The organism is Proteus sp. fly-1008 (genome assembly GCF_040140305.1).
Classification (GTDB): domain Bacteria; phylum Pseudomonadota; class Gammaproteobacteria; order Enterobacterales; family Enterobacteriaceae; genus Proteus; species Proteus vulgaris_B.
In genome coordinates this window covers 128819-155503 of the sequence record NZ_JBEEWH010000002.1, presented here as the reverse complement: position 1 = coordinate 155503, position 26685 = coordinate 128819, and the positions used below count along the sequence as shown (strand labels likewise).

Genomic DNA, 26685 nt, shown 5'->3' with positions numbered 1-26685 from the left:
TCATTTACTTGTCGCCTAGCTACACCTCGAACTATTTAGAGTAAGAATCTCGTCATATTTCAAGTTGTAGTGTTGTTGACTGCTTTCACTCGCACTAGTCACATACTTTTGCATGCGCCTAGCGACTCGTTCACTTGTCGCCTAGCTACACCTCGAACTATTTAGAATAAATTCAGAGTGCATACTCTGCTTTTAAATGATGCTTATAGCATAAATAATCAATCGCTATCGATAAAGTCAAACAGAACAATCTATTTGATAGATTATAGCTATTAACTTAATACAACAAAGTAGGATTATTTATGACTCCTTGTATAACCATTCATTCTAATCAACTTTGAAAATGAATACTATGCTTGTTAACAAATCGTTACGAATAATATGATAAATTGACTTAGCATCTCTTTGATATATCAAATGTAATCCTACAATGTGACAAAAAGATGAAATTCAATATAGCGGTTAAATGTATCAGTTATCCAGTTGATGATGCTGTGCTCTTTCTAGCAATTGTGGATAAAATTGCCAGAAAATCTCACTTAATTCATCATAATGGGTTTCAAGTGCAATATAAGAACCGGCTAGTGCACTTAACCGTGGTCTTCTTCTTGCCATTCCTTTCAATGTTTGAGCAATGTACGTTTTATCAGCGTAACGAATTAACCAAGATTGTGACCACAAATATTCGTTGAGTTCTTGAAATTTTTCAGGTGTTTGCCATAAATCTGGCTCAATAATGTTTCGTGTTTTAGTGACAAAATCAGTTAAAGACATGTCTGGTTCGAATTGAGACCAATTTAAGGAGAGAAAATGATCCCAAAAGACATCTAAGGTTATAGGAGCGACTCGACGATATTCAGCAGGAAATAACAGACGTGCTTGTTTAACTAACGGGTGAGTGTCAGTGAGCATATCGATGCGTCTATGCATACGAATGCCCTCAATAACAGCTTGGCTGTAATCAGAGCTAGGCGTGCCTTTGACGTAATCTGCCATCATATTACCTAATAGAGAGCTTTTTGCTCTAAAGGCCAGATGTAGGTGAGCGAGATAATTCATTGCATCATCATAGCGCTTTTTGAATAAAAAAGGGCTTCTTTGTTGCACTGATAAGCAGGCAGCACTAGACTAGTCCGCCTGTTTTTTATGAAAGTAGTCGTTTAATTATGCGTGTATCAGACTTTACATTTGAATTGCCAGAAGCCTTGATTGCTCACTACCCACAACCTCAACGCAGTGGTTGTCGTTTGCTCTCTTTAGACGGTGAGACTGGTGCTTTATCACACGGTATTTTTACCGATGTGTTAGATAAAATAAATGCCGGTGATCTGCTGGTTTTTAACAATACTCGCGTGATCCCTGCGCGTATTTATGGACGTAAAGCGTCTGGCGGTAAAATCGAAGTGCTAGTTGAGCGTATGCTCGATGAGCATCGTGTACTTGCCCATGTTAGAGCCTCTAAATCGCCGAAAGAAGGCGCTGCTCTTGTGTTAGGCGAGGATGAAAGTGTACAAGCAACTATGGTTGCGCGTCATGATACGCTTTTTGAAATTCGCTTTGATGATGAAAGAGATATTCTCACCATCCTAAATAGCATTGGGCATATGCCTTTACCTCCTTATATTGATCGTCCTGATGAAGAATCAGATAAAGAGCTTTATCAAACAGTTTATAACGAGCGTCCGGGTGCCGTTGCGGCTCCTACTGCGGGGTTACACTTTGATGAACCATTACTTCAAGCCTTAAAAGAAAAAGGGGTTGAGATGGCATTTGTGACACTGCATGTTGGCGCGGGAACTTTCCAACCTGTACGTGTTGATAATATTGAAGAACACACAATGCATTCTGAATACGCAGAAGTGCCACAAGACGTGGTTGATGCTGTATTAGCGTGTAAAGCACGCGGTAATCGCGTAATTGCTGTAGGTACAACTTCTGTTCGCTCATTAGAAAGTGCAGCAAAAGCAACAAACGATGCGTTAATTGCTCCTTTCTTTGATGATACTCAAATCTTTATTTATCCAGGTTACCAATACCAAGTTATTGATGCGTTGATAACTAATTTCCATTTACCAGAATCAACATTAATCATGCTGGTTTCTGCTTTTGCTGGGTATAAAAATACCATGAATGCTTATAAAGAAGCTGTTGAGCAAGAGTATCGTTTTTTCAGCTATGGTGATGCGATGTTTATTACGCATAATCCTTTAGCTATCAATGAAAAAGTCGGACAAGAATAAAGATTTATTATTCTTTTTAACGATTTTCTTCATTTTATGAAGTGTTATTTCAATTTTATGGCTTAATCCCTTCGACTAAGCATGGGTTTTTGTTGAAGTAACATATACAGCCGTCTAACAAATGATTAGAATGTGCTGTTTTTTATTACGCATTGGACTGTTTTTCTGATGCTTGGAGGATGAGTGAAATACGAACTAGATAAAACCGACGGTAATGCTCGTCGTGGTCGCCTTATTTTTGAACGTGGTATTGTTGAAACACCTGCATTTATGCCCGTGGGTACTTACGGTACTGTAAAAGGAATGACGCCTGAAGAAGTAAAAGCGACAGGCGCACAAATTCTTTTAGGTAATACCTTCCACTTATGGTTACGCCCAGGCCAAGAAATCATGAAATTACATGGTGATTTACATGATTTTATGCAATGGCAAGGCCCTATCTTAACGGATTCAGGTGGTTTCCAAGTCTTTAGTTTAGGCGCAATGCGTAAAATTAAAGAAGAAGGTGTTCACTTTCGTAACCCAATTAACGGCGAAAAGATTTTCTTAAGCCCAGAAAAATCAATGGAAATCCAATACGATTTGGGTTCTGACATTGTGATGATTTTTGATGAATGTACGCCTTACCCTTCAGATTGGGATTATGCAAAAAATTCAATGGAAATGTCATTACGTTGGGCCAAACGTAGTCGTGAACGCTTTGATGAACTCAATAACAAAAATTCATTATTCGGTATTATTCAAGGCGGTATTTACGAAGATTTACGTGATATCTCCGTAAAAGGGCTAGTCGAGATTGGATTTGACGGTTACGCTGTCGGCGGCCTTGCAGTCGGTGAACCTAAAGAAGATATGCATCGTATTTTAGAGCATGTTTGCCCTCAAATTCCTGCGAATAAACCGCGTTATTTAATGGGTGTTGGTAAACCAGAAGATTTAGTTGAAGGTGTGCGTCGCGGTATTGATATGTTTGACTGCGTTATGCCTACACGAAATGCACGAAATGGTCATCTGTTTGTCACTGATGGTGTGATTAAAATTCGTAATGCAAAACATCGTTCAGATACATCAACATTAGATGAACATTGTGACTGCTATACCTGTAAAAATTATAGTCGTGCCTATTTGCATCATCTTGATCGTTGTAACGAAATTTTAGGTGCAAGGCTGAACACTATCCACAATTTGCGTTATTATCAGCGTTTGATGGCTGAAATTCGTCAGTCTATTGAAGACTCGCGTTTTGAAGAGTTTGTACACGAATTCTACGAACGTATTGGAAAACCCGTACCACCGCTAAACGGCAGTGCGAGTAAATGTGATTAATGTATACGAGAAAGCCCAATTCTGTGTATGATATTGGGCTTATAACTTGAATATCGTCGATATCGACAACAATGAGGAAAAGTGAATGAGTTTTTTCATTTCTGATGCTGTTGCTTCTGCTGGACAAGCAGCACCTGAAGCTAGCTTTATGTCTATTTTACCGATGTTAGTGATCTTTATTCTGATTTTCTATTTTATGATCCTACGTCCACAGCAAAAACGTACTAAAGAACATCGTAAACTGATGGATTCTATCGGTAAAGGTGATGAAGTTTTAACAACGGGTGGTTTAATCGGTCGTGTTGTTAAGGTTTCAGATAACGGCTATATCGTTGTTGCTCTGAATGAAACAACTGAAGTAACTATCAAACGTGACTTTGTTGCCGCTGTATTACCTAAAGGCACAATGAAAGCTATTTAATTACATTTCCCCAAAGGGAAAAGGGAACTGCCGTGCTAAACCGTTATCCTTTGTGGAAGTACCTGATGTTGATAGCCGCTATCCTCATCGGTCTGCTTTACGCACTTCCTAACCTATATGGTGAGGATCCGGCTGTTCAAATCACTGGCGCGCGGGGAACCGCCGCCAATGAGCAAACACTGGATCAAGTTCGATCTTTATTAGATAAAGAAAACATTGAAGCGAAATCTATTGCACTTGAAAATGGTGCAATCTTGGCTCGTTTCGGTAACCCTGACATTCAATTACGCGCTCGTGAAGTGTTGTTGCCTGCATTAGGCGACCAGTTCATTGTTGCGCTTAACCTTGCACCGGCAACACCAAAGTGGCTAGAAGCCATTGGCGGTGAACCGATGAAACTAGGGTTAGACTTACGTGGTGGTGTTCACTTCCTAATGGAAGTTGATATGGAAACTGCGCTAGGTAAACTTCAAGAACAAAATGTTGAAAGTCTGCGTACATTATTACGTGACGAAGGCATTCCGTATTCTTCTATCCGTAAAACGGATAACTATGGTGTTGAAATCCGTTTTCGTAACTCGGATGATCGCTCAAAAGCTTCAGATTACCTGACTCGCCGTAACCAAGATCTCATTTTTAGAGACGGTGCTAATAACTCATTAAGAGCTATTTTTACTGATGAACGTTTACGTGATGCGCGTACTTATGCGGTACAGCAAAACATTACAATCTTACGTAATCGTGTTAACCAGTTAGGGGTTGCTGAGCCATTAGTTCAACGCCAAGGCGCTGACCGAATTGTTGTTGAATTACCGGGTATCCAAGATACCGCACGTGCTAAAGAAATTTTAGGTGCAACAGCAACATTAGAATTCCGTTTAGTGAATACCAGCGTTGATCCTTCTGCTTTAGAAACTGGCCGTATTCCAGGTGATTCAGAAGTGAAATACACCCGTGATGGCATGCCAACCATTCTTTATAAACGCGTTATTCTAACGGGTGACCACATTACTGACTCAACCTCTCAGGCTGATGAATATGGTCAACCTCAAGTGAATATTTCACTTGATAGCGCCGGTGGTTCTATCATGTCTAACTTTACGAAAGATAATGTCGGTAAGCCGATGGCTACTCTTTTCGTAGAGTATAAAGACAGCGGTAAACGTGATGAGAACGATCGCGCAGTATTGGTGAAAAGCGAAGAAGTTATCAACGTTGCGAACATTCAAAGTCGTTTAGGGAATAGCTTCCGTATTACAGGTATTTCGAATGCGAATGAAGCACGTCAGTTATCACTGTTATTACGTGCTGGTGCGTTGATTGCACCTATTCAAATCGTTGAAGAAAGAACAATTGGGCCAACTTTGGGTCTGCAAAATATTACCCAAGGTTTAGAGGCGTGTTTATGGGGTCTAATTGCATCTGTTGCCTTTATGATAATTTATTATCGTAAATTTGGTGTGATTGCGAGTACGGCATTAATGGCAAACTTGGTGTTAATCGTTGGGGTAATGTCACTATTACCGGGCGCAACACTCACCATGCCAGGTATTGCGGGTATCGTATTAACACTTGCTGTCGCCGTCGATGCCAACGTACTGATAAACGAACGTATCAAAGAAGAGTTACGTAATGGTCGATCAGTACAACAAGCAATCCATGAAGGTTATAAAGGCGCCTTCTCCAGTATTATTGATGCGAACTTAACCACACTGATCACAGCGGTGATCCTTTATGCAGTCGGTACCGGCTCAATTAAAGGCTTTGCTATCACCACCGCTATCGGGGTTGCAACCTCCATGTTTACCGCTATCGTCGGTACTCGTGCGATTGTAAACCTGCTGTATGGTGGTAAACGCGTTAAGAAACTGTCTATTTAAGGAGCACGTTGTGGCACAGGATTATACTGTTGAACAATTAAACCATGGTCGTAGAGTCATTGACTTTATGCGTTGGGACAACGTCGCCTTTAGTATTTCGTTTCTGCTTTTGGTAGCGTCAATTGCTATCATTTCCGTGAAAGGATTTAACTGGGGATTGGATTTTACAGGGGGAACGGTAATTGAGATCAATCTCAGTCAACCAGCTGACCTTGATAAAATGCGTGATAGCCTAGATGCAGCAGGCTTCAAAGATCCTCTGTTACAAAACTTTGGTAGCAGTCGCGATATTATGGTGCGTATGCCTCCTGTTGAAGGACAGGCAGGCCAAGAATTAGGTAAGAAAGTTATTGATGTTATCAATGCTAAAGTTGATAACGACGCAGAGGTAAAACGTATTGAATTTGTTGGGCCAAGTGTGGGTAGTGAATTGGCTCAAACAGGTGCAATGGCGTTATTATCAGCACTTATCTGTATTCTTATCTATGTTGGATTCCGTTTTGAATGGCGTTTGGCGTTAGGTGCGGTTATTGCACTTGCGCATGACGTGGTTATTACGCTGGGTGTGCTTTCACTGTTCCACATAGAGGTTGATTTAACCATTGTGGCATCATTGATGTCTGTTATCGGTTACTCACTGAACGATAGTATCGTTGTATCAGACCGTATTCGTGAGAATTTCCGTAAAATTCGTCGAGGGACTTCATATGAAATTATGAACGTTTCTCTGACACAGACATTAAGCCGTACCATTATGACATCAGCAACGACATTATTGGTTGTATTAATGCTGTATATCTTTGGTGGTTCAATGCTTCAAGGCTTCTCTTTAGTTATGTTAATCGGTGTTTCTATCGGTACTATTTCTTCTATTTATGTGGCTTCTGCATTAGCACTGAAAATGGGAATGAAACGTGAACACTTGATTGTACAAAAAGTGGAAAAAGAGGGTGCAGATCAGACAACACTCTTACCATAGTAGAGCGTTTTTCTGATAAAACATCGCAAACACCCTGCCAGTGTATACTGACAGGGTGTTTTTTGTTCACTGAACAGGTACACTGTTTATGAGTATTATCAAAAGTAGGAATAACTATGCATTGCCCATTTTGTGGAGCCGTAGATACCAAGGTAATTGATTCCAGACTTGTTGGTGATGGTTCACAAGTGCGCCGTCGTCGCCAATGTCTTGTTTGTCATGAACGTTTTACTACCTTTGAAGTAGCAGAGTTAGTGATGCCTCGTGTTGTGAAAAGTGACGAAATACGAGAGCCTTTTGATGAAGAAAAACTTCGTCGAGGCATGCTTAAAGCATTAGAAAAGCGTCCTGTTAGTTCGGATGATGTCGAAGCTGCGATTAGCCATATCAAATCACAATTAAGAGCAACTGGTGAAAGAGAAATACCTTCAAAAGAAATTGGCAATTTTGTAATGGAACAACTAAAGAAACTCGATAAAGTGGCTTATATTCGCTTTGCTTCTGTTTATCGTAGTTTTGAGGATATCCGTGATTTTGGTGAAGAAATCGCAAAATTACAGGATTAATACATTAATACCGTATTTTATTTAATGATTTGAAAAATAACGATAAATAATAAAATTAAACGTAATAATTATGACAAATAACAACAGCGACAACCAATACGAAAATGAAAGCCTGAACGATGAAGACTACATGCGTCGAGCTATTGAGCTTGCCGCACTAGGTCGCTTTACAACATCTCCTAATCCGAATGTAGGCTGTGTGATTGTTAAAGAAGGCGACATTGTTGGTGAAGGTTATCATCATCATGCTGGTGGCCCACATGCAGAAGTTAATGCGTTGAAAATGGCAGGTGATAAAGCAAAAGGGGCGACAGCTTATGTTACGCTTGAGCCTTGTAGCCATTTCGGTAAAACACCACCTTGCGCTGATGCTTTGATTAATGCAGGGGTAAAACGTGTTGTTGCTGCTATGCAAGATCCTAATCCTCAAGTCGCCGGACGAGGATTACACAAATTATTATCTGCGGGCATCGATGTTTCACATGGTGTATTAATGCAAGAAGCCGAGAAACTCAACGTTGGCTTTTTTAAACGTATGAGAACTGGCTTTCCATACATCCAACTAAAATTAGCAGCTTCTTTAGATGGTAAAACAGCATTAGCATCAGGCGAAAGCCAATGGATAACCTCTAAAGCATCCCGTCGAGACGTACAAAATTTCAGAGCCCAAGCAAGTGCTATTTTAACTACTAGTGAGACAGTATTAGCAGATGATCCCTCCATGAATGTGCGTTGGGATGAGCTTTCAGAAGAAATTAAAGCTATTTATCCTAAAGAAACACTACGCCAACCTATTCGTATTATCACTGATAGCCAAAATCGGGTTACTGAAAATCATAAAATCACACAAATTGAAGGCGAATGCTGGTTAGCACGCACGAAATCACAGTCAAGTGATTGGCAAGGTAATATTTCAGAAATCCTATTACCAACGAATGGTAAAAACAGTGGCGTAGATTTAGTGTTGCTAATGATGCAATTAGGGCGACGTAATATTAACAGTGTATGGGTTGAAAGTGGGGCACGTTTTGCAGGAGCCTTATTGGAAGCCGGACTTGTTGATGAACTTATTATTTATATCGCACCTAAAATTTTAGGGAATGATGCTCGAGGTTTATTTGCACTGTCTCCCCTTTCATCATTATCCGAAGCACCTGAATTTACAGTAGATTCTCTTCAACAGATTGGTTCTGATATCAGAGTTTGTTTAAAACCTCGTTATTAATAGACGCAAATAAGTGTGTCTACGGCGCTATTTGTAGTAAAATAGCGCCGTGTGTGTTATTTCCTGTCGTTACGACATCGTTATCAGCCAACTAAATGCCTTGATTTATCAAGGGTTTTTGGCTCCTTTGCTGTGTGATAATAAAACAGAGCGCAGTAAGGGAAAGAATATGATAAAATCCGCGCCCCGCGGATAGGAGAAAAAGGTAACCTATGAACGTAATCAAAGGTGTTGTCGCGGCGCCAAACGCACGCGTAGCAATTGCAATTGCCCGTTTTAATAATTTCATCAACGACAGCTTATTAGAAGGTGCTGTTGATGCATTAGAACGTATTGGACAAGTTTCCTCTGAAAATATTACCGTCGTTTGGGTTCCTGGTGCTTACGAGCTACCGTTAACAGTTAAAGCTTTAGCTGAAAGCGACAAATATGATGCAGTTATCGCGTTAGGTACTGTTATCCGTGGTGGAACCGCACATTTTGAATACGTTGCTGGCGAATGTAGCTCTGGTTTATCTCAAGTTGCAATGCAAAGTGAGATCCCTGTGACCTTTGGTGTTTTAACCACTGAAAATATTGAGCAGGCTATTGAACGCGCTGGAACCAAAGCGGGCAACAAAGGTGCTGAAGCTGCAATGACAGCACTTGAAATGATCAATGTACTTAAAGCCATAAAAGGCTAATCATCTGTTTTAACTAAAGGGGAATTTTGTGAAACCTGCTGCTCGTCGTCGTGCTCGTGAGTGTGCTGTTCAGGCTATCTACTCATGGCAATTATCCGGAAATGACATCGCGGATGTGGAATTGGAGTTTTTATCCGAGCAGGATACCCAAGGTGTAGATATTGCTTATTTTCGTGAGCTTTTAGTGGGTGTTGCCATTAATGCAGCACGTTTAGATAAGGCAATGGAGCCTTATTTATCCCGCCAACTTGAAGAGCTTGGTCAAGTTGAAAAAGCAATTTTACGTTTAGCAATGTTTGAACTAAGCTTCCGCGAAGATGTTCCTTACAAAGTTGCGATTAACGAAGCGATTGAACTTGCTAAGGTATTTGGTGCTGACGATAGCCATAAATTTGTTAATGGCGTGCTTGATAAAGCGGCACCAACAGTACGACGTAAAAAATAACGTTTTTCACGTTTCCTCTATGGTAAATAATTCAAGGCCGGTATTTCCGGCCTTTTGTTTAATAAAACGAGTTTAGTCGGCACAGCTAAATAGGAAATTGATAATGCCTTGTGGTGAATTCTCCCTTATCAAACAATATTTCACTTCACAGCCTGTAAAACGCAAAGATGTTAGTACAGGAATTGGGGATGACTGCGCAATATTGACAGTACCTGAAAAGCAGCAAGTTGCGATTAGTACCGATACTTTAGTTAGTGGCATTCATTTCCTTCCTTCTATCTCACCTGAAGATTTAGCCTATAAAGCGCTGGCTGTAAATATTAGTGATTTAGCTGCCGTGGGGGCTGATCCTTCATGGGCATCACTTGCTTTAACACTTCCTGAGACAAATTGTGATTGGCTTGAAGCTTTTAGCCGTTCTTTCTTTGCTTTAGCCGATTATTACGCCATTCAGTTAATTGGTGGTGATACAACGCGTGGCCCTTTAAGTTTAACAATCACAATCCAAGGACTGGTTCCTCAAGGAACGGCATTATTGCGTTCTGGTGCTAAAATTGGTGACTGGATTTATGTTACTGGCTTTTTAGGCGATAGTGCAGCGGGACTTGCTGTACTACAAAATAGATTACAGCCAACGAGAAAAGAGCACAGTGATTATTTTGTCGCTAGACATTTGCGCCCTCAACCACGTTTATTACAAGGTCAGGCATTACGTCATTTAGCAACTTCAGCAATTGATATTTCTGATGGACTTATTTCAGACTTGAATCATATTCTCACCGCAAGTGGTTGTGGTGCGCGCTTAAATTTAGATGCTCTACCGTACTCTGATGCAATGAAAGAAGCCGTCAGTCCAGAGCAGGCCGAAATTTGGGCGTTAAGTGGTGGTGAAGATTATGAATTATGTTTTACTGTACCTGAAATTAATCGAGGCGCACTTGAAATCGCGTTAGCACATACTGGTGCTGATTTTCATTGCATAGGGCAAATTATGCCGATTGCTGAAGGTATTCGTTATTTACGTGATGGTAAAGATGTCCACCCTAATCTGAAAGGGTTTGATCATTTTAGTGAGAGTAATGAATAATCTTACCTAAACAAAAAGGCGCTAATTAAGCGCCTTTTAAAATATCTGAATAACAATATTATCAATAATTTTAGTTTTTCTTCACAAATTCAGACTTCAATTTCATTGGCCCAAAACCATCAATTTTACAATCAATATTATGGTCGCCTTCTACTAAACGGATACCTTTTACTTTAGTACCGATTTTTAGCATGGTTGAGCTACCTTTGACTTTCAGATCTTTAATCACGGTCACTGAATCGCCATCAGCTAATAAATTTCCGTTAGCATCTTTAACTACTAACTCATCGTTATCAACGACAGGTTCAGCATCGTTCCATTCGTGTGCACATTCAGGGCAAACATACATTGCACCATCTTCATAGGTGTATTCTGAATTGCACTTAGGACAAGAAGGTAATGACATAATAATACTCTCAAATTTTATCAAAATGGGAAGTGATTAATCGTCAAAATGAGGATAACACTTGCCCCATAAATTAAAGGACACATTATCGTTTAAGCATGAAAATTTTAAAGTAATGCCCTAAATGATCCGGCATCAGATAATGCGAAAGGGCGATAGTATAATAGATTTGATGAAAATTTGCATCTTTCACAGGTTATGGCTTGAAAGTCAGAAAAAGTAGAACAAATATAGAGAGTTAAATGGAAAATAAAGATAAATAAAGGTGGTTTTAAATATCTCCTAATTTAATGATATTAAAGTTATAATTTTATAAATATAACTAAAAATAAATGCCCCCATCTTAAAAGAGAGCATCATCAATAATAGTGTTAATCTTCTTATTATTGTTTTACAAAATGACTCACTGAGCTACGCTCTATAAGTTTGGGTGTAAGCACCAGAACATTGTCATCAGCATCGATATTTTCCATACGATGTAATAATTGGCTGACAGCAAGTTTACCCAATTCATCTTTAGGTTGGTGAATGGTAGAAAGAGGAGGGATCATATAAGAGGCCAGGTCGATATCGTCATAACCCATGACTGAAATATCATCAGGTACACGCAAACCTTTTTGATAAATAGCTTGATAAGCACCAACAGCCATTGCGTCATTACAGGTGAAAACTGCTTGTGGTAAGACAGAATGTGAGAGTAATTCTTGCATTGCGCTAAACCCACCCGCAAATTCAAAATCACTGGTTAACACAAACTCCTCTCGAATAGTGAGTCCTGCTTTTTGCATCGCATTGTAATAGCCTTGCAAACGATGTTTAGCTGGGAGTTTATCTTGTGGGCCTGCAATACAGGCAATTTCAGTAAAGCCTTTTTCAATCAGATAATTGGTGGCGATTTCTCCCCCAAGCAGGGAGTTATCTTGAATAATATCTCCACCGTATTCGAATGGAGACCAATCCATCATGACCATAGGTAAACGAGGATAACGATTGAGTACTTCATGAGAGGGCGCTCTGGCTTCTGTTGACATCAATAATAAACCATCAACACGTTTTTGTAGCAACGTTTCAAGGCTACTATCCATGCGCTCGTAATCCCCTTCGGTATTACATAAAATTAGGCTATAGCCTTTTTCGTAGCAACTGCGTTCAACACCACGCACAACTTCTGCATAGAAAGGGTTGCTACTAGCTGTCACTAACATACCAATAGTGTGAGTACAGTTCATTTTTAAACTGCGTGCTAAAGCTGAAGGCGCGTAATTTAAGGTTTCGATAGCATCGTTAACCTTTTTACGAATGCCTTCACTGACATAACGATTGTTATTGATAACGTGAGAGACTGTTGATGTTGAAACGCCCGCTAAACGGGCGACATCTTTCATTGTTGCCAAAGTACTATGCTCGCTCTGCTAAAAATGATTCGATTTCATGACGCCAAGGAACTGAAGATTGCGCACCATGACGTGTAACTGCAATGGCAGCTGCTGCGTGGGCAAAACGAATAGCCTCAACAGAAGGTTTGCCTTCTAATATTGCTGTGACAAATGCACCGTTAAATGTATCACCTGCGGCAATGGTATCAACAGCTTCGACACGAAATCCAGGAATTATCATGCCTTTTCCTTGTTCACTAAACCAGACGCCACGGCTACCCAATGTAATCAGTACTTGTTTGATACCTTTGTGATGTAAAATATCGGCGGCTTTAGCCGCACCTGCTTCATCATGCACAGAAATACCTGTTAATATTTCGGCTTCTGTCTCATTTGGGGTGATAACATCAATAAAACTCAGAAATTCATCAGATAAAGGTTGAGCTGGAGCAGGGTTTAAAATAACTTTTGTATGATGTGATTTTGCCAGTTTAGCTGCTTCAAATACGGTATCTAACGGTGATTCTAACTGCATTAATAAGGCATCGGCGTGTTCAATAACATGATGATATTGCTCAAGATGTCTAGGGGTTAGTGCGCCATTAGCACCTGCAATGATGCTAATTACATTTTCGCCTTGCTCATTAACAAGGATCATTGCAACACCAGTTGGTGTTTGCGGAATAATACTAATTGCATCGATATGGATATTATCTGTTTTAAGTTGTGAAATTATCTCACTACCAATCGCATCATCACCAACACAAGCAATAAAGGTAATATCAGCACCACTACGACCACAAGCAACCGCTTGATTTGCACCTTTACCACCAAAGGCTATTTTGTATTGATGACCAATAATGGTTTCACCGGGTTTTGGAAATTGTGAAATATTCATAATGTGGTCAACATTAATGCTACCTAGAACAGCAAGGCGAGGTGTTGTCATAGCCTTTTATCCTTGTGAAAACATGTTTTAATGATCAAAGCCACCACGGAGCAATATCACTCCGTGGCATTTGTTGTTATTTTTTAATAACTAACTCAAGTTCGACTGGAATTGTTGCATCCACTTTTTCGCCTTTGAGAATTTTATCAGCGGTTTGAATGCCGATGATACCAATTTGATCCGGGCGTTGAGCGATGGTTGCACCTAACATGCCACGGTTTACCGCTTTGATACCATCGTCAGTGCCATCGAAACCAATCACTAATACATCGGTACGACCCGCAGTTTGCAATGCACGTAATGCACCTAATGCCATTTCATCATTTTGTGCGAAAACAGCTTGCACCGCAGGGTAAGCAGTTAATAGGTTTTGCATCACGTTAAGACCTTTAGTACGGTCGAAATCAGCGGGTTGGCTTGCAAGTACATTTAATTTATGGGCATCAACAGCTTGTTTAAATCCTTCACCACGTTCACGAGATGCAGAAGTTCCGGTGATCCCTTCTAGTTGAATGACTTTGGCATCATTAGCTACTTTTTCGGCAATATAATCACCCGCCATTTTGCCACCAAGGCGATTATCAGAAGCAACATGGCTGACAACATCACCTTTGTTTGCAACACGGTCTAACGTGATAACTGGGATCTTAGCTTTATTCGCTAAAATAACTGCATTACCTACAGCATCTGAGTCTGTTGGGTTAATGAGCATTAAGCGTGTGCCTTTTACGGTTAAATCTTGCACGTTAGCAAGCTCTTTAGCTGGGTTATCCATCGAGTCAAGTACAACTAAATCGTAACCTAAACGATTTGCTTCTTTCTGTGCACTGTCTTTCATGGTAACAAAGAATGGATTATTGAGTGTAGAGATAACAAGGGCGATAGATTCTTTTGCAAACGCGTTAGCACTGAGCGTGGCACTTAACGCAACAACAGAAAGAAGTGTCGCCATTTTTTTGAGTTTCATAATATAAGTTCCTGTCGGGGTTCGGATTAAGAGAATAGAGAATTATTTTTTGTTATCTACCAAAACAGCAAGTAAGATGACCACCGCTTTTACTATCATTTGATAGTTTGATGATATTCCTAATAAATTTAGTGCGTTATTTAAGAAGCCTAGAATAAGTGCACCAATTAATGTACCGATAATTCGTCCTTTACCACCTGCAAGGCTGGTACCACCCAGAACAACCGCAGCAATGGCATCTAACTCATAACCATTACCTGCCATCGGTTGTGCTGATGAAAGGCGAGCAACTTCAATTACGCTAGCAAGGGCAGCTAATAAACCACAAAGTGCATAAACAATAATTTTTATTTTATCGACGCTAATACCGGATAGACGTGTTGCCGACTCATTTCCCCCAAGCGCATAAATATAACGACCTAAACGGGTATGATGTAATAAATACCATGCACTCAAAAAGACAATCATCATGAGCCAGATTGGAGTTGGAATACCAAATGGACGACCAATACCAAACCAGCTAAAGAGATCAGCATTATCGCTAAATCCAGTATTAATTGGACTGCCGTCGGTATAAACACGGGTAACACCGCGCAGTAATAACATCATGACTAACGTAGCAATAAAGGCTTGAACTTTACCTTTTGCTACGATAATGCCTGTTACACCACCAATAGCTGCACCAAGTGCTAATGCACCGACAACCGCAACAAGGGCATTAACATCAGCGCCAACCATAGATGCTGCGACAGCGCCAGTTAACGCAAGTAATGAACCCACGGATAAGTCGATACCAGAGGTTAAAATAACAAGGGTCATGCCAACCGCCATTATGGCGTTAACGGATGTTTGTTGGAGAATGTTGAAGATATTATTTAAGGTAAAGAAATTAGGGCTGAGTGTGGAAACGACAACAATCAGAAGTAGTAATGCTATCAGTGATTTTTGCTCTAATAGCCATGCTTTTGAGAACCAACGTTTTGACGCTGGAATTGAATTTGTGCTCATATCAAACTCCTACCTTAGCGTCATATTGTTTACCAACAGCGGCCGCCATTAGCATTTCTTGTGTGACATTGTGAGCTGAAAACTCACCGCTAATACGCCCTTCATGCATCACCAAAATACGGTCACTCATTCCCATTACCTCAGGCATTTCAGAAGAAATTAAGATGATGCTTAATCCTTCTTGTTTAAATTTATTAATTAGTTGATAAATTTCTTTTTTAGCACCAACGTCTACACCACGAGTGGGTTCATCAAGAATAAGCACTTTGGGGCGAGTCATCAGGCCTCTTGCGATAGCCACTTTTTGTTGATTTCCCCCGGATAAAAAACCAATTGTTTGATCCATTGAGGGGGTTTTTATATTGAACAATTTAATAAAATCACCGACAGTAAGTTGCTCTTCTTTATGATTGAGCACTCCCATGCCACGACTAAAATAACGAAGTGCGGTCAGTGACATATTTTCTTTTACTGACATACCTAGCACTAAGCCATCTCGTTTTCTGTCTTCAGAGATATAAACAATGCCTTGTTCCAATCCTTCAACCGGCTTTTTGATTTGGCAGAGTTTCCCATCGAGCTCTACGGTGCCATTGGTTTTGGGTAATGCGCCGTAGATAATTTTCATTAATTCTGTACGACCAGCCCCCATTAAACCTGAGATACCGAGAATTTCACTTTCATGTAATGAGAAACTGACATCGTGAACATCTTCACCACTAAGGTTAATGACATTGAGTTTGGTTTTGCCTTGGGGAATGTTGATACGAGGATATTGGTCTTCTAACTTACGGCCAACCATCATTTCAATAAGCGTATCTTCTTGTAATGCGCTAACGGGTTTTTCACCAATAAACTGACCATCTCGCAGTACAGTGACATCATCACAAATCTCAAAGATCTCTTTTAAACGATGTGAGATATAAACAATGCCACAACCTTGGTCTCTTAGTTCACGAATAACACTAAACAGGGATTCAGTTTCTGTATCGGTTAATGCATCTGTAGGTTCGTCCATAATAATGACTTTAGAACCAAAACTGAGAACTTTGGCGATTTCTACCATTTGCTGATCACCAATCGATAATTCAGCTACTAAACGGTGACTGCTATAAGCGAGGTTTAATCGAGCTAATAACTTATCAGCCTCAGCATACATTTTCTTCCAGTCGATAGCCCCAAAAGCACGTGTGAACTCACGGCCTAAGAAGATATTTTCTGCAATGGTTAATTCTGGGATAAGGTTAAGCTCTTGGTGAATAATGCCTATTCCTGCTTCTTGTGATGATTTAGGACCATTGAAGGAGCAATGCTCACCTTGATAAATAACTTCGCCTGCATCTTTTTTATAAATACCAGTAAGCACTTTCATCAGTGTTGATTTACCCGCACCATTTTCACCCACCAAGGCCATCACTCGACCGGGATAAATTCGCAAAGTAGCACCTGATAGTGCTTTTACACCAGGGAATGACTTATCAATATCTTTAAGCTCAAGTAAAGGTTTCATATTGTCCTCAGAAAGTCACACCAGAAAACAACACAATATTGGCATAAGGTGTACATTCACCTGTTCTAATAACAGCTTTATTTTCAGTAAGTTGTCTTTTGAATGTTTCATGTGAAACATACGTTATTTGAATGGGTTTCTTCTGTTCTTGCTCTAATAAATTAAGATAAGAGACTATCTCTTTAAAAAGGATGGGGTTAATGGTCTTAATTTCTTCCGCCAGCATGACTGCTTCAACTTGCATCTCATGAGTGATTGTTTGCAATACTGACATAAAGTCAGGAATACCCTGTGTTAGAGCAAGATCAATACGTTCAACAGAAGAGGGAATGGGTAATCCGGCATCTGCAATGGTGATTTTGTCAGTGTGTCCTAAACGTGAAATTACGCTAGAAATAGGACTATTTAGTAATACGCCTTTTTTCATATTTCCTCCTCAGCGAAACGTTTCGCTGTTTATATAGTAGAAAAGAAAAAGGGGAAAACAAGTCTGATTTATTCAGATTGTGAGCGCGATCGAAACGTTTCGTTGGGAAACAAAAAGAAAGAAAAATCTAACTAACTGAATAAATTAGCGCTGAATGGATTCAATAGGAAAATGCTTTATTTGCAATGATTTTCATAAAATATGAGTTATAGGTTACATCTTATATAGAGGAGTTTGAGTAATAATAGTACTAGATTTAATTTTTTATTAAGCTTTTCTTATGTAAATAGGCTGTATGGGATAGATAGAGCAAATTGTAATTCAAAAATGAACAGAAGAATTAGTAATCAAAGAGTTAATAGTCGTTTTGGTAAGTTATGGGCATAGAAAAATGCCCGTTTAATACGGGCATTTTAGACGTTATTTAGCTTGATAATCCGTAATAGATTTTTCAATACCAACAGCATCAAGTCCTAAGTCCGCTCGGATCTCTTCTTGTCCACCTTGTGGTACAAACAAATCAGGAATACCGAGGTTTAAGACAGGCACTAAGCAACGCTCTTGCATGAGTAATTCATTAACTCCACTGCCAGCACCACCCATAATGGCATTCTCTTCTAGTGTCACCAACATATCATGTTGCTCAGCAAGAGAAAGGATAAGTGATTTATCAAGAGGTTTGATAAATCGCATATCAGCCACAGTGGCATCCAACTTTTCAGCGACTTCTAATGCTTCAGGTAGTAATGTACCAAAGTTTAGGATCGCAATACCTTTGCCTTGGCGACGAATAATACCTTTACCCATAGGGAGTGGGTTAAGTGGTTGCAATTGCGCACCAATACTGGAGCCTCTTGGATAACGTACGGCAACAGGACCATCTTGATAGTGATAACCGGTATGAAGCATTTGACGACATTCGTTTTCGTCGCTTGGTGCCATAATAACCATATTAGGAATACAACGTAAGAATGAGAGATCAAAAGCACCTTGGTGAGTTTGACCATCTGCTCCTACAATACCACCACGATCAATGGCAAATAAAACAGGCAGTTTCTGAATCGCAATATCGTGGATCACTTGGTCGTAAGCACGTTGTAAGAACGTCGAGTAAATAGCAACAATCGGCTTATAACCACCAATTGCTAAACCTGCTGCAAAAGTAACGGCATGTTGTTCCGCGATCGCCACATCAAAGTATTGTGATGGGTACTCTTTTGAGAAACGCACCATACCAGAACCTTCACGCATTGCAGGGGTAATTGCCATCAGTTTTGGATCGGTTGAGGCTTCTTCACATAACCAGTCACCAAAAATTTTGGAAAACGTAGGTCGTGCATTAGGGCTTTTAGGTAATGTCCCTGTTTGTGGATCAAATTTTGGTACAGCGTGCCAGCTAATAGGATCTCGCTCAGCAGGAGCATAGCCACGACCTTTTTTGGTCATAATATGCAGAAGTTGAGGGCCTTTTAGATCACGCATATTAGCGAGGGTTTGTACTAATGCAATAACATCATGACCATCAACAGGACCAATATAGTTAAATCCTAACTCTTCAAACATGGTGCCAGGAACGACCATGCCTTTGATATGTTCTTCTGTCTTTTTCAGTAATTCTTTAATTGGTGGAATACCAGAAAAGACCTTTTTCCCACCTTCACGCAAGGTGGTGTACAGTTTGCCAGATAACAATTGTGCAAGGTGATTATTCAGCGCACCAACGTTTTCTGAAATCGACATCTCGTTATCATTAAGAACAACGAGCATATCAGGTTCAATATCACCCGCGTGGTTCATCGCTTCAAAAGCCATGCCCGCAGTAATTGCTCCATCACCAATGACACAAACTGTTTTTCTATTCAGTTTTTCTTGTTCGGCGGCAACAGCCATACCTAAACCTGCACTGATAGAGGTTGAAGAGTGACCGACACAAAGTTTGTCGTATTCGCTCTCTTCTCGCCAAGGGAAGGGATGTAGTCCATTTTTTTGGCGAATTGTATCAATACGGTCACGGCGACCAGTTAAGATTTTATGGGGATATGCCTGATGACCTACATCCCAAATGAGGTTATCAAAAGGGGTTTTATAGACATAATGAAGAGCAACCGTTAACTCAATAGCACCTAAACCTGAGGCGAAGTGACCACTTGAGCGGCTGACACTGTTAAGAAGAAATAGCCTTAGCTCATCACAGAGTTTAGGTAAACTCTCTTTTGGTAATAGGCGTAAATCTTCTGGTGTTTCAACCAACGCCAATGTGGGATATTTTTCGATATCAATGCTCATGTGATGCCTATTAATTAATCACTTGTAATAGGGAAAGAACAGGTAAGCTGCTCTCTTTATTTTTTATTAGTTTTTCCGTTCGACGATAAAACTCGCTAATTGTTTAAGCGTGGTTGTATCGTACTCGTATTGCTCAAGAAACGCTAAGGCATCCAGTGCTTCGTTATACAATTCCTGTGCTTTCTTTTGAGCTCGTTCTAAACCAAGGAGGGCTGGGTACGTACTTTTTCCTGACTCTTGGTCGCTACCTTGTCGTTTTCCAGTTTCTTCTGTACTTCCGATGACATCTAAAATGTCATCTTGCACTTGGAATGCAAGGCCGATGGAGTGAGCATATTTATCTAATGCAGGTAATACATCATGGCCTTTAGAACCTGCACTATATGCACCTAAACGTACAGCCGCACGAATTAATGCACCTGTTTTGTGTAAATGGATTTTTTCAAGAGATGCAAGATCAATTGATTTATCTTCGGCCTCAAGATCAAGTGCTTGACCACCACACATACCTGCAAGACCACTCGCTGTGGCTAATTCAGCAATCATTGCAACGCGATCAGCCATTGAGACATCGGGCATTGGGTTTTTTGCTAAGATCTCAAAAGCCAGAGTTTGTAGTGCATCACCCGCTAAAATAGCGTTAGCTTCACCGAATTCGATATGACATGTTGGTTTACCTCGACGCAGATCATCATCATCCATCGCAGGTAAATCGTCATGAATAAGGGAATAAGCGTGAATACATTCCACAGCAGCTGCCGGAGCATCAAGGTTTAGCGCAGGAACTTTAAACATCTCGCCAACAGCATAAACAAGGAAAGGACGTAAGCGCTTCCCACCTAAAAGAGCGCCATAATGCATGGCTTTACCTAGAGGCATGTCAGTAAATGGTAAAGCTAAGAGCGCTTGATTTAGCGCATCATCGACACGCTGGTGGGCGGAATCTAATTTATGACGGAACGCATCCGTACTTGAAGTTGCGTTACTCAATTATTCTGCCTCTTGGATAAAATCATCAGGAGTTGCATTGTCGTCTTCTTTTAGAAGAATACGAACACGCTGTTCAGCGTCTTGTAATGTTTTTTGTCCAACACGGGCTAGTCGAACGCCATGTTCAAACTCATTAAGCGCTTCTTCTAAAGGGAGTTCACCGGATTCTAAGCGGTTTACGATTTGCTCAAGTTCTTGCATGGATGCTTCAAAACTTGGTGCTTTTGCGATGTCTTCGTTAATTGATGTCGTTTTCTTAGCCATAATATTTTTGATAATAAAGCATGTTAGCGCTGAATAATAGCGATCATCTTACTACAAGTAAGATGAAAATTTCTTATTCAGTCGATGATTTTTGCGGGTGAGCCCTAAATATTGGTGATATACTTTGTGACTTTTATAAACTCCAGTCAATTTACATCACTGTAGTTTATGTTTCTACTTAATAACCTATGACCATTGACTATGAAGTTTATTATTAAATTATTCCCCGAAATTACGATCAAAAGCCAATCTGTTCGTATACGTTTTATCAAAATCCTCACTAGCAATATCCGTAATGTATTAAATACAATCGGCGATGAAATCACAGTTGTCCGTAATTGGGATAACATTGTGGTTGTGAGTAAAGATGAAAGTAAAAGTGAAGCAGTATGTGATGCATTAACACGTATTCCTGGTATTCATCACTTTTTACAAGTCGAAGAACATCCTTATACCGATTTACATAATATTTTTGAGCAAACTTTTGCAGCATTTAAGCATTTAGTTGAAAACAAAACATTCTGTGTTCGTGCAAAACGTCGTGGTAAACACAGTTTTACTTCTAATGAAGTTGAGCGTTATGTGGGTGGTGGTTTTAACCAACACGTTGAAAGCGCAAAAGTGAAGTTAACTCGTCCTGATGTCACCATTAATTTAGAAATTGAAGACGATAAACTTATTTTAGTTAATGCACGCTATGAAGGTATTGGTGGTTTTCCAATTGGTACGCAAGAAGATGTCTTATCGCTGATTTCTGGTGGCTATGACTCAGGTGTATCAAGCTATATGCTAATGCGTCGTGGTAGCCGAGTTCACTATTGTTTCTTTAACTTAGGTGGCTCTGCACACGAAATTGGCGTTAAACAAGTTGCGCATTATTTATGGAATCGCTTTGGTCGTTCTCATAAAGTGCATTTCGTTGCGGTTGACTTTGAGCCTGTTGTCGCAGAAATCTTAGAAAAGGTCGATGATGGGCAAATGGGCGTTGTGCTAAAACGTATGATGGTGCGAGCAGCATCAAGAGTGGCAGAGCGTTATGGTGTTCAAGCAATTGTAACGGGTGAAGCCTTAGGCCAAGTTTCTAGTCAAACTTTAACTAATTTGCGTTTAATTGATAATGCGACAGATACGTTAATCTTACGTCCTCTTATCACTCATGATAAAGAAAACATTATCAATATTGCACGTCAAATTGGCACAGAAGATTTTGCTCGCACAATGCCAGAATTCTGTGGGGTAATTTCAAAAAGCCCAACAGTGAAAGCTGTTAAAGCGAAAATTGAAGCAGAAGAAGAGAAGTTTGATTTTTCTATTCTTGATAGCGTTGTTGAAAATGCTAAGAATATGGATATTCGTCGTATTGCCGAAGAAACTGTACAACAAGTCATAGAAGTTGAAATGGTCTCCGAATTCGCTGCAAATGACGTTATTCTTGATATTCGCTCCCCCGAAGAGCAAGAAACATCACCATTAAAAATGGATGGCATTGATGTTAAAGAGTTACCATTCTATAAACTCAGTACGCAGTTTGGTGATTTAGATAAAGCAAAAACCTATTTATTGTATTGTGATCGCGGAATGATGAGTCGCTTACAAGCACTTTATTTACGTGAGCAAGGTTTTGAAAACGTTAAAGTGTATCGTAAAAAATAATACGCTAACGATTTGATCTTGCGAATAAAAAAAGCCACTGAAAAGTGGCTTTTTTTTAATTATACAACTTTTATGTTGGGGAATGTCGCTGCCATTCTCCAGATGATTACTTCGCTCTTATTGCTTGGCCATCATCATGGTGATTGTGCGAGCCCATATTTTTTACAAAATGCTTATCCCCAAAGCCTGTAAATTCATCTTGGTAATTATAAATACCAGGTGGCAATACGAGTTGCTTGGCGACATCAGCTGCAGCTTCTTTACCTTTTAAGCGTTCGATAATTTTTAGTGCAAAATCGATAGAGGTTGCAGGCGCTTGGCTAGTAATTAAATTAACTCTTTCATCATAATAGACACGATAATCCACCCACTTTTTGGGTGATATTTTATCTTTTAATGCAGGGAAGCCCGTCATATTCCCAATAGGGAAAATATTATGAGTTTCAAGAATTATTGCAGGGGCAGCACAAATCGCGGCCACAAGTTTATTTTCACTGTGCATGCGACGTACTTTTTCGACCACTAGAGGACTATCTCTTAATGTTTCAGTACCTTGTAATCCACCGGGGAGAATAATAACGTCATAGTGATGATCAACAACACGAACTAGAGGCGCATCAGCGACCAGTTTAATACCTCGAGAACAAGTGATAACAAGATCATCAACATCATCTTCTGCGCTAGCAAGTACAACATGAATACCGGCTCTGACTAATAAGTCTGCCGTGGTCACGATTTCGGTTTCTTCACTTCCATTAGCTAGGCAGATGATCGCTGATATGGTCATAATTGCCTTCCTGTTGTTTAATAAATTGAAAAAGATGGTTATTTTCCGGTAAGACAAGGCCTTGCGCTGACGCCCGACGTAATAAATAACCGGTAATATAGTCAATCTCTGTATGGCGTTGATATTTCACATCTTGATACATAGATGAATAATTATTTGCTGTTTGTTCTATGGTATCAATAATGTAGCCATGCAGATGTGTTTTAGAAGTAGGGATAACACCTTCGCGCTCCATCACTTGATAAACTTCATCACAAATTTTGTGAATATGCTCAGGGTAGCGCAATAAATCTCCATTACGGCACTGATAATAAACAGTTAATGGATTAATCACGCAATTAACCGCAAGTTTGAGCCAACTGATGGTGTGGATATCATTGTGCCAAGCGACATCAGGTAATGCATGATGCAGTATTTCTGCTAAATGACTGTATTGTTGGGCTGCACTATTTAATGGGCCAATGTGTGTTATACCTGTAGCTGTGTGGATAACATGCTGGCCTTGTTGATAAGCTCCATGAGTAATAATGCCTTGCAAAATTGGTCTAGTGGTAGAGTGTTGTGTTGCTGTTAATTCATCAGCAGTTCCCATGCCATTATGAATTAATAAGATAGGACATTGTGCAGATAAATAAGGTAGAAGCGCATTTACAGCATCTGAGACTTGCCACGATTTTAAGCAAACAATAAGTAATTCACTTTGTTTTAACCATTCAAGCTGATTCGCGATAATGCGCTGATAAAAAGGCTCACCATTAATATTATCGACGCTCACATCTAAAAAAGGTTGTGGCACTCTTAGCCAGCCTTGTACTTCGTGAGTTTGAAGTGTTAATGCGGCGATCCAAAGTTTACCTATTGAACCACATCCTAAAACGGTAATTTTCATTGTGCCTCTTCTTTTGAAAATCGTAATAGAGTAAGGCGGTGGCCTGCTGTCACTAGACTATCTTTCTGAAATTATAACATTGATTGTGCTTCTCTGTTTAAAGTATGTTTGCTCTTTACTATCAGTATGAAATTGAGTGATAAAGTCGTTATTGAATGTGCAATACTTTTTTGCAATCTTAAAAGAAGCTATTATTTGGGTTGTATTTATTTATTGAGGAAGAAAGAATGCCATCTTTTGATATCGTATCTGAAGTTGACTTACATGAAGTGCGTAATGCGGTAGAAAACGCACAACGTGAACTGACTACTCGTTGGGATTTTCGTAATGTCGAAGCCAGTTTTGAATTAAACGAAAAAGCAGAGTCAGTGAAAACAACCAGCGTATCTGAATTTCAGGTTCAGCAATTATTAGATATTCTGCGTGAGAAAATGGCAAAAAGAGGGATCGATGGTGCAGTATTAAATATCCCTGAAGAAATGACTCACAGCGGAAAAATGTACAGTGTAGAAGCAACCTTAAAACAAGGTATTGATACTGCATTAGCGAAGAAAATTGTTAAGCTGATCAAAGACAGTAAATTAAAAGTACAAGCTCAAATCCAAGGCGAACAAGTTCGAGTAACCGGTAAATCTCGTGATGATTTACAAGCTGTAATGAAATTAGTTCGAGAAGGTGAGCTAGGACAGCCATTCCAATTTAATAATTTCCGTGACTAATAATTTATTCATTAAGTTATAAAAAATGCGCTGAATAAACAGCGCATTTTTGTTTTCATTCGACAAACTGATTGTGGGTTAAACCGAAGGGATTAAAGACTCTAATGTTGCTCTCGGTGTTTGTTTAGTGTCCACTTTTATATAGGCGCTTTGCTCATCAGCAATAATCACAACTTCATTAACACCTGGTTGTTGTTTAAATATTTGTTGTAGTTTTTGTTGCTGACCTAAAGATAGATTAGACGGTAATTCAACCCGTAAACTACTAACATAAGCGGGTTGACGTAAGGTTAAACTAATCAAAAACCAAATAATGCCAATCACTAAACAACCTAGAAATACGATTTGTGCATCATAATGCTGATAAAGCCATCCACCTAAAATACCGCCCAATGCCACTCCTAAAAATTGGCTGGTGGAATAAATTCCCATAGCTGTACCTTTATAACCTGCTGGCGCTTCTTTACTGATTAATGAAGGAAGAAGGGCTTCCATAATATTAAAGCCAATAAAGAAGACCTGAATACCCGCAATAATTAACCACAAGCTAGAGCCTGAAATAATAAGAATTGCCTGAGCCATAATCAGTAAGAAAATACAGAATAAGAACACTTGTTTCATTTTTCGTTTCTTTTCTGCATAGATAATAAAAGGTAATACTGTAATAAAGGCGATAAGCATAGTGACAAGATAAACAATCCAATGTTTCTCTTTTGCTAAGCCAGCTTCACTCATGACAAGAGGAAGCGCAACAAAGGCTGCCATTAATAAAGTATGTAGAGAAAAAATACCGGTATTAAGCTTAAGAAGTTGTGCATCAAATAAGACTTTTTTGACACTGCCACGGACAAAACCAGATTCTCGATTAAGAATATGATGTTCACTGTTCGGTACAGTAAAAAGCGTAATAATAATGCCACTAAAGGCGAGTAGGGCAATGCCCCAAAAAAGACCTTGTAAGCCGAAAATATGCGCTAAAATAGGGCCTAAAACTAAGGCTAAAGCGAACGTTATCCCAAAGCTAATACCAATAAAGGCCATTGCTTTTGTTCTATTTTGTTCCCGCGTTAAATCAGACAATAAAGCCATTACCGCTGCTGAGATAGCTCCAGCCCCTTGCAATGCTCGCCCAATAATAATGCCGTAAATATTGTCACTAAGTGCGGCAATCAAACTACCAATAATAAAAATAATTAAGCCGAAAACAATTATCGGTTTTCGGCCGAATTTATCAGAGAAAATACCAAAAGGGATTTGGAATACCGCTTGTGTTAATCCATAAATACCGATGGCTAATCCGATGAGTGATTCTGTTGCGTGTTGTAGTTGAAGCCCATAGGTGGTTAAAACTGGGAGTACCATAAACATGCCAAGCATGCGAAGAGAAAAAACAGTGCCTAGTCCCCATGTTGCTTTGCGCTCTAATGGGGTCATTTTATTATCATTCATGGATTACCTCGTATTACTGATACCCCATTGTAATGACATTTTATAACGAGGTTAATCAATAAATGGGATGCAAAAAAGTCAAAACTGTACTGATATCTTCTTTAGTCGCAAAACAGGATAAAAAAAGACCAGTCAGAAGGCTGACTGGTCTTT

At 39.7% G+C, this 26685-nt stretch carries 26 protein-coding genes; 12 read left to right on the top strand and 14 right to left on the bottom strand.

The window, feature by feature from the left end:
* Positions 1 to 471: 471 nt before the first annotated feature.
* Positions 472 to 1059, bottom strand: a complete 588-nt coding sequence (locus ABN256_RS05305) for an acyl carrier protein phosphodiesterase (protein ID WP_072069478.1) — start codon at positions 1057 to 1059, stop codon at positions 472 to 474.
* 107 nt (positions 1060 to 1166) lie between these two features.
* Here ABN256_RS05305 and queA point away from each other — a divergent pair, with 107 nt between their 5' ends.
* From queA to thiL, 10 genes are all read left to right on the top strand, one after another.
* Positions 1167 to 2240, top strand: coding sequence for a tRNA preQ1(34) S-adenosylmethionine ribosyltransferase-isomerase QueA (gene queA, locus ABN256_RS05300; RefSeq protein WP_197269545.1), 1074 nt, complete (start codon positions 1167 to 1169; stop codon positions 2238 to 2240).
* A gap of 183 nt (positions 2241 to 2423) precedes the next feature.
* Entirely contained in the window at positions 2424 to 3566 is a 1143-nt protein-coding gene (gene tgt, locus ABN256_RS05295) for a tRNA guanosine(34) transglycosylase Tgt (protein ID WP_349439245.1), read from the top strand.
* A gap of 85 nt (positions 3567 to 3651) precedes the next feature.
* Positions 3652 to 3987, top strand: coding sequence for a preprotein translocase subunit YajC (gene yajC / locus ABN256_RS05290; protein ID WP_006535133.1), 336 nt, complete (start codon positions 3652 to 3654; stop codon positions 3985 to 3987).
* Between the two features lie 32 nt (positions 3988 to 4019).
* Positions 4020 to 5867 carry a protein translocase subunit SecD gene (secD, locus tag ABN256_RS05285; RefSeq protein ID WP_115350476.1) on the top strand — a complete coding sequence of 616 codons (1848 nt, stop codon included), beginning with the start codon at positions 4020 to 4022 and terminating at the stop codon, positions 5865 to 5867.
* A 10-nt stretch (positions 5868 to 5877) separates the two neighbouring features.
* Positions 5878 to 6846 (top strand): protein translocase subunit SecF, encoded by a 969-nt coding sequence (gene secF, locus ABN256_RS05280; protein WP_196553535.1) that lies wholly within the window; start codon positions 5878 to 5880, stop codon positions 6844 to 6846.
* 116 nt (positions 6847 to 6962) lie between these two features.
* Positions 6963 to 7412 carry a transcriptional regulator NrdR gene (nrdR, locus tag ABN256_RS05275; protein WP_006535128.1) on the top strand — a complete coding sequence of 150 codons (450 nt, stop codon included), beginning with the start codon at positions 6963 to 6965 and terminating at the stop codon, positions 7410 to 7412.
* Between the two features lie 70 nt (positions 7413 to 7482).
* Positions 7483 to 8637 (top strand): bifunctional diaminohydroxyphosphoribosylaminopyrimidine deaminase/5-amino-6-(5-phosphoribosylamino)uracil reductase RibD, encoded by a 1155-nt coding sequence (gene ribD / locus ABN256_RS05270; RefSeq protein WP_196553536.1) that lies wholly within the window; start codon positions 7483 to 7485, stop codon positions 8635 to 8637.
* Positions 8638 to 8849: 212 nt separating this feature from the next.
* Positions 8850 to 9320: a 6,7-dimethyl-8-ribityllumazine synthase gene (ribH, locus tag ABN256_RS05265; protein WP_036932916.1), complete on the top strand. Its 471-nt coding sequence runs from the start codon at positions 8850 to 8852 to the stop codon at positions 9318 to 9320.
* 28 nt (positions 9321 to 9348) lie between these two features.
* Positions 9349 to 9765 carry a transcription antitermination factor NusB gene (nusB, locus tag ABN256_RS05260; RefSeq protein ID WP_072069408.1) on the top strand — a complete coding sequence of 139 codons (417 nt, stop codon included), beginning with the start codon at positions 9349 to 9351 and terminating at the stop codon, positions 9763 to 9765.
* A 103-nt stretch (positions 9766 to 9868) separates the two neighbouring features.
* Positions 9869 to 10852, top strand: a complete 984-nt coding sequence (thiL, locus tag ABN256_RS05255) for a thiamine-phosphate kinase (RefSeq protein ID WP_340895167.1) — start codon at positions 9869 to 9871, stop codon at positions 10850 to 10852.
* A gap of 70 nt (positions 10853 to 10922) precedes the next feature.
* On the opposite strand, the gene ABN256_RS05250 is transcribed toward thiL, so the two are convergent.
* The 10 genes from ABN256_RS05250 to xseB form a co-directional block, all read right to left on the bottom strand.
* Complete coding sequence (locus ABN256_RS05250) at positions 10923 to 11258, bottom strand: zinc ribbon domain-containing protein YjdM (RefSeq protein WP_196553538.1); 336 nt, start codon at positions 11256 to 11258, stop codon at positions 10923 to 10925.
* A 383-nt stretch (positions 11259 to 11641) separates the two neighbouring features.
* The gene (gene rbsR / locus ABN256_RS05245; protein WP_425355531.1) at positions 11642 to 12652 is read right to left on the bottom strand and encodes a ribose operon transcriptional repressor RbsR; all 1011 of its coding nucleotides are present in this window, start codon (positions 12650 to 12652) and stop codon (positions 11642 to 11644) included.
* Between the two features lie 4 nt (positions 12653 to 12656).
* Positions 12657 to 13583 carry a ribokinase gene (rbsK, locus tag ABN256_RS05240; RefSeq protein WP_072069402.1) on the bottom strand — a complete coding sequence of 309 codons (927 nt, stop codon included), beginning with the start codon at positions 13581 to 13583 and terminating at the stop codon, positions 12657 to 12659.
* Positions 13584 to 13659: 76 nt separating this feature from the next.
* Positions 13660 to 14550 (bottom strand): ribose ABC transporter substrate-binding protein RbsB, encoded by an 891-nt coding sequence (rbsB, locus tag ABN256_RS05235; RefSeq protein ID WP_196553540.1) that lies wholly within the window; start codon positions 14548 to 14550, stop codon positions 13660 to 13662.
* Between the two features lie 42 nt (positions 14551 to 14592).
* Positions 14593 to 15558, bottom strand: a complete 966-nt coding sequence (gene rbsC, locus ABN256_RS05230; protein ID WP_036932908.1) for a ribose ABC transporter permease — start codon at positions 15556 to 15558, stop codon at positions 14593 to 14595.
* A gap of 1 nt (position 15559) precedes the next feature.
* Entirely contained in the window at positions 15560 to 17068 is a 1509-nt protein-coding gene (gene rbsA / locus ABN256_RS05225) for a ribose ABC transporter ATP-binding protein RbsA (RefSeq protein ID WP_197269541.1), read from the bottom strand.
* Positions 17069 to 17075: 7 nt separating this feature from the next.
* A complete protein-coding gene (rbsD, locus tag ABN256_RS05220) occupies positions 17076 to 17495 on the bottom strand; it encodes a D-ribose pyranase (RefSeq protein ID WP_072069399.1) in 420 nt (139 codons plus the stop codon).
* A gap of 420 nt (positions 17496 to 17915) precedes the next feature.
* Positions 17916 to 19781, bottom strand: a complete 1866-nt coding sequence (gene dxs / locus ABN256_RS05215) for a 1-deoxy-D-xylulose-5-phosphate synthase (protein WP_197269540.1) — start codon at positions 19779 to 19781, stop codon at positions 17916 to 17918.
* Positions 19782 to 19847: 66 nt separating this feature from the next.
* The gene (gene ispA, locus ABN256_RS05210) at positions 19848 to 20771 is read right to left on the bottom strand and encodes a (2E,6E)-farnesyl diphosphate synthase (protein WP_196553542.1); all 924 of its coding nucleotides are present in this window, start codon (positions 20769 to 20771) and stop codon (positions 19848 to 19850) included.
* Positions 20772 to 21035, bottom strand: coding sequence for an exodeoxyribonuclease VII small subunit (xseB, locus tag ABN256_RS05205; protein ID WP_196553543.1), 264 nt, complete (start codon positions 21033 to 21035; stop codon positions 20772 to 20774). It abuts the gene before it with no gap.
* 201 nt (positions 21036 to 21236) lie between these two features.
* Between xseB and thiI the strand changes: the two genes are divergently transcribed.
* A complete protein-coding gene (gene thiI, locus ABN256_RS05200; protein ID WP_196553544.1) occupies positions 21237 to 22688 on the top strand; it encodes a tRNA uracil 4-sulfurtransferase ThiI in 1452 nt (483 codons plus the stop codon).
* 106 nt (positions 22689 to 22794) lie between these two features.
* Here thiI and yajL read toward each other — a convergent pair whose 3' ends face one another.
* Positions 22795 to 23475: a protein deglycase YajL gene (gene yajL / locus ABN256_RS05195; protein ID WP_231619328.1), complete on the bottom strand. Its 681-nt coding sequence runs from the start codon at positions 23473 to 23475 to the stop codon at positions 22795 to 22797.
* Complete coding sequence (gene panE / locus ABN256_RS05190; RefSeq protein ID WP_196553545.1) at positions 23444 to 24364, bottom strand: 2-dehydropantoate 2-reductase; 921 nt, start codon at positions 24362 to 24364, stop codon at positions 23444 to 23446. The genes yajL and panE overlap by 32 nt, the downstream gene beginning before the upstream one ends.
* A gap of 227 nt (positions 24365 to 24591) precedes the next feature.
* On the opposite strand from panE, the gene ABN256_RS05185 reads away from it, so the two are divergent.
* A complete protein-coding gene (locus ABN256_RS05185; RefSeq protein ID WP_072063676.1) occupies positions 24592 to 25083 on the top strand; it encodes a YajQ family cyclic di-GMP-binding protein in 492 nt (163 codons plus the stop codon).
* Positions 25084 to 25161: 78 nt separating this feature from the next.
* Here the strand turns inward: ABN256_RS05185 and ABN256_RS05180 are convergent, their stop codons facing one another.
* Positions 25162 to 26532 (bottom strand): MFS transporter, encoded by a 1371-nt coding sequence (locus ABN256_RS05180; protein ID WP_197269538.1) that lies wholly within the window; start codon positions 26530 to 26532, stop codon positions 25162 to 25164.
* Between the last annotated feature and the right edge of the window lie 153 nt (positions 26533 to 26685).